The 3,634-nt window shown below is 68.1% G+C and carries 6 protein-coding genes and 1 pseudogene; 6 read left to right on the top strand and 1 reads right to left on the bottom strand.

Annotation, left to right across the window (positions count from 1 at the left end; all coding sequences use genetic code 11):
- A pseudogene (locus RMO04_RS19810) lies at positions 1-260 on the bottom strand (A/G-specific adenine glycosylase); the annotation flags it as partial.
- A 107-nt stretch (positions 261-367) separates the two neighbouring features.
- Here RMO04_RS19810 and RMO04_RS19805 point away from each other — a divergent pair.
- From RMO04_RS19805 to RMO04_RS21205, 6 genes are all read left to right on the top strand, one after another.
- A complete protein-coding gene (locus tag RMO04_RS19805) occupies positions 368-970 on the top strand; it encodes a hypothetical protein (RefSeq protein WP_309646488.1) in 603 nt (200 codons plus the stop codon).
- A gap of 2 nt (positions 971-972) precedes the next feature.
- Positions 973-1,545, top strand: coding sequence for a hypothetical protein (locus RMO04_RS19800; protein WP_309646487.1), 573 nt, complete (start codon positions 973-975; stop codon positions 1,543-1,545).
- Between the two features lie 56 nt (positions 1,546-1,601).
- Positions 1,602-2,144, top strand: coding sequence for a DciA family protein (locus RMO04_RS19795; protein ID WP_309646489.1), 543 nt, complete (start codon positions 1,602-1,604; stop codon positions 2,142-2,144).
- 75 nt (positions 2,145-2,219) lie between these two features.
- Positions 2,220-2,834, top strand: coding sequence for a DsbA family protein (locus RMO04_RS19790; protein WP_309646486.1), 615 nt, complete (start codon positions 2,220-2,222; stop codon positions 2,832-2,834).
- 8 nt (positions 2,835-2,842) lie between these two features.
- Complete coding sequence (locus tag RMO04_RS19785) at positions 2,843-3,463, top strand: thioredoxin domain-containing protein (protein ID WP_309646485.1); 621 nt, start codon at positions 2,843-2,845, stop codon at positions 3,461-3,463.
- Positions 3,464-3,471: 8 nt separating this feature from the next.
- Positions 3,472-3,634, top strand: a 163-nt coding sequence (locus RMO04_RS21205; RefSeq protein WP_405041523.1) for an AAA family ATPase, incomplete at its 3' end; no start/stop codon positions are given.

The raw sequence follows: 3,634 nt of genomic DNA, 5'->3' as shown, positions 1-3,634 counted from the left end.
CCCGCCCAGGCGGCCATCACCTCCCCATCCGCCTCGGCGGCCAGGTCCGAGACGGTCGGCCAGCGGGCGGTGAACTTCAGGAAGTAGGGCGTGGCGTGCGGCACGGTGGTCTGCTGCAGCATCACCTCAGACAGCCAGACGCGGTAGGGATCGGCCCGCACGCCGCGCCCTCCGTCGGACGGCCCGACGCGCCAGGCCAGATCACGAGCATTGGCGTCGTACCAGGCGAGCAGGGCTGATCGCAGAGCCTCGGGGGTCATCACCCCACCTATTCCGGTTGGGCTCGGTCCGACAACGAGATTTCCGTTGAATTCTAACGGCAGAGGTTCAGGATCACCTCAAACACGCTGAACGTGTGGAGGGTTCGATGGCTGGAAATCCCGCAGGTGGAGCCGGAGGGACCCCAGCCGGCGGCGGTCAGACGGCGCAAACGGCCGGCGGCACGCCGGCGAACCTGGCCTGGGGCGGCGTGGGGTTGGTGGCGGGCGCGATCACGACCCTGGTCGGCGATCTCGGCGTCAAGCAACTGTTGGACAACAACCCCTACATCGGCCTGGCCATCTTCTGCCTGCTGGCGGCCTCGATCATCTTCATCGCGGGCCTGGTCGGGCGCTCGACCGGCCGGACCCTGACCTCCGTCGCGGTGATGGCTGGCCTGATGGTGGTGGCGGCCGGCGCCTTTGGAGGCTTCTCCGCCTATGTGGCGCCGCAGAAGTTGGAAATCCTGGTCTCGCCGCAGGCCGAGGGCGTCCCCGCCATCGAGATCGTCGGCAAGGAGAGGCAGGACCTGAAGTGGGAGACCGCGGTCGACTACCGCATCGACGGGCGGAGGACCCTGAACCTCAGCGCCAGCCGGTTCCAGAAGCACTACGAAGCCGAGATGCAGAAGATCAACGCCCGCTGCGTCGACGTCATCGCCACGACCTCAGGCGACAGCCTGGGCGTCGGTTCGAGCCTGACGGGGTACTGACCGTGATCCGGACGCTCCTGCTGGTCCTGGCGGCGCTCTGCCTCGCCGCGCCGGCCGCCGCCCAGGTCGATCCCTTCGCGGCGCAGCTCGACCGCGCCAAGCAGGTGCGGATATCGGGCGACCTGGGCGGCTCGGAACAGATCGTCCGCGCGGTCCTGGCCAGTTCGCCGGGCCATTTTCGCGCCAACTACACCCTCGGGCTCATCCAGCTCGATCGAGGCCAGGCCAACGCCGGCCGCCTGACCCTCACCGCCACGGTGGACCGGCTGAAAGGCCAACCCGCCCCGGATCCCACCATCTACAACACCCTGGGCTGGGTGCAGATGCGGGCCGGACAGTTCGACAAGGCCGAGGCTTCGTTCAAGCAGGGCTATGCGCAGCAGGCCCGGTTGACCCCCGCGTCGCGCCAGAAGCTGCTCAACAACATGGCGTTGCTCAGCCGGCTGAGAGGCCGGGACACCGACGCGCTCAAGTACACGCAGGAGGCCGTGCGCGCCGGCAGCCCGCAGGCCCAGACCACCTTGGGCGTGCTGCAAGCCAACCGATCGATCCAGGGCAAGCTGCAATCCAACTGATCGCGAAGCGGTCTGGTGGAGAAATCCCCGGCGCTTCTTGTATGCTCGCCTCCGTCATGGCCCGCCAACTTCCCACCGCCGCCGAAGCCGCCGCGATCCTGGCGCGCAAGCGCACGCGACCGCAGCGCCGGCCGCCGCCGGTGGCCGGGCGCAGCCTGAACAGGCTGCTGAAGGCGCTGGACGGCAAGTACGGCCAGGGCCCCGGCGCCCTCCAGGCCCGGTGGCGCGAGATCGTCGGCGTCGAGATCGCCCGGCGAACCGAGCCCGTGAAGCTCACCAAGCCGCGCACCGGCGGTCCAGCCGCCCTGGAAATCCGCGTCGCGGGCGCCTCGGCCGCCCTTATCCAGCATCAGGCGCCGGAGATCGTGGCGCGGGTGAACCTGTTCCTGGGCGAGGCGGCGGTGAACAAGCTGCGGATCGTCCAGGGGCCATTGCGGGCGACCGCCGAGGCCGCCAAGCCGCCCCGCCGCCGCTCGGCGCCCCTGGATGCCGCGCAGGAAGCCGAACTCGAGCGGGGTCTCGCAGAGACGCCAGATGGCCCTTTGAAAGCCGCATTGCTCAGCTTGGGTCGGGGCGTGCTGCGACGTCGCACCGGTTGACTTTGGCTGTATCCAAACGTTCCTGCCGGCGGGAATCGCGCTTTAATCCTCCATTCTGACTCCGCAGAGGCCCCCATGCCGACTTTCAATCGCCGTCTCCTCGTCGTCGCCGCCCTGGGCGTCCTGGCACTGGCCGGCTGCTCCAAGGAGTCCGCCGGGACCGCGAGCGGCGACGACATGACGCTCGGCGATCCGAACGCCAAGGTGAAGCTGGTCGAGTACGCCTCGCTGACCTGCAGCCACTGCGCCACGTTCAACGCCGAGGTCTTTCCGGAATTCAAGAAGAAGTACATCGACACCGGCAAGGTCCACTACACCTTCAAGGAGTTCCTGACCCCGCCGGCGGAGGTGGCCGCCGCCGGCTTCCTGATGGCCCGGTGCGCCGGCAAGGATAAGTACTTCGGCGTGGTCGACGCGGTGTTCAACGCCCAGCAGGAGATGTTCACCACGGGCGACATGCGCGGCAGCCTGCTGCGCGTCGCCCAGTCGGCCGGCATGAACGAGCAGCAGTTCAACGCCTGCGTCTCCGACGAGGCCGCGCTGAAGGCCCTGGACGCCCGAGTGACCAAGTCCGCCCGCGATCAGAAGATCAGCGCCACCCCCACCTTCGTCGTCAACGGCAAGGTGGTGAAGGAAGGCGAGATGAGCCTGGCCGAGCTGGACGCCGCCATCGCGGCGGCCTCGAAGTAAGGACGCCGATGACCACGCCCACCCGCCGCATCGCGATCGCCGCCGCGCTCAGCGCGATGGCGTTCGCCGCGGCGCCGGTGGGGGCTGTCGCCCAGGCGGCGGGCGACATGAGCCTGGGGAATCCCAAGGCCAAGGTGAAGATGGTCGAGTACGCCTCGTTGAGCTGCGTGCACTGCGCCCACTTCAACAACGAGGTCTTTCCGGCCTTCAAGAAGAAATACATCGACACCGGCAAGGTCCATTACACCCTGCGTGAAGTGCTGACCGAACCGTACCAGGTGGCCGCCGCTGGCTTCATGCTGGCGCGCTGCGCGGGGCCTGAGAAGTATTTCACCGTGGTGGACGCGGCCTTCCGCGGTTTCGACGATATGGCCAAGACCGGAGATGCGCGGGCCAACCTGCTCGCCGCCGCCAAGGCGGGTGGGCTGACCGAGGCGCAGTTCATCGCCTGCGTCGGTGACGGCGCCGCGCTGGAAGCCCTCCAAGCGCGCATCGCGAAATCCTCCGAAGCGGCCCAGATCAGCGGCACGCCAACCTTCTTCTTCAACGGCAAGAAGGTGGCTGAGGGAGCCATGTCCACCATCCAGTTGGACGCCGCCGTCGCCGCCGCGCTCAAAGCGCCGAGATAGGGGGCGCCGTGCATTTCCAGCGCCTGCGGCTCTCAGGATTCAAGTCCTTCGTCGATCCGACGGAGTTCCGGATCGAGCCCAGCGTCACGGGAATCGTCGGCCCCAATGGTTGCGGCAAGTCCAACCTGCTGGAAGCCCTGCGCTGGGTGATGGGCGCCAACTCCGCCAAGG

The sequence above is a fragment of the Phenylobacterium sp. genome, assembly GCF_031412415.1.
In the GTDB taxonomy this organism is placed as follows: Bacteria; Pseudomonadota; Alphaproteobacteria; order Caulobacterales; family Caulobacteraceae; genus Phenylobacterium.
The sequence above is the reverse complement of the archived record's forward strand: the minus strand, read 5'-3'. Positions and strand labels throughout refer to the sequence as shown.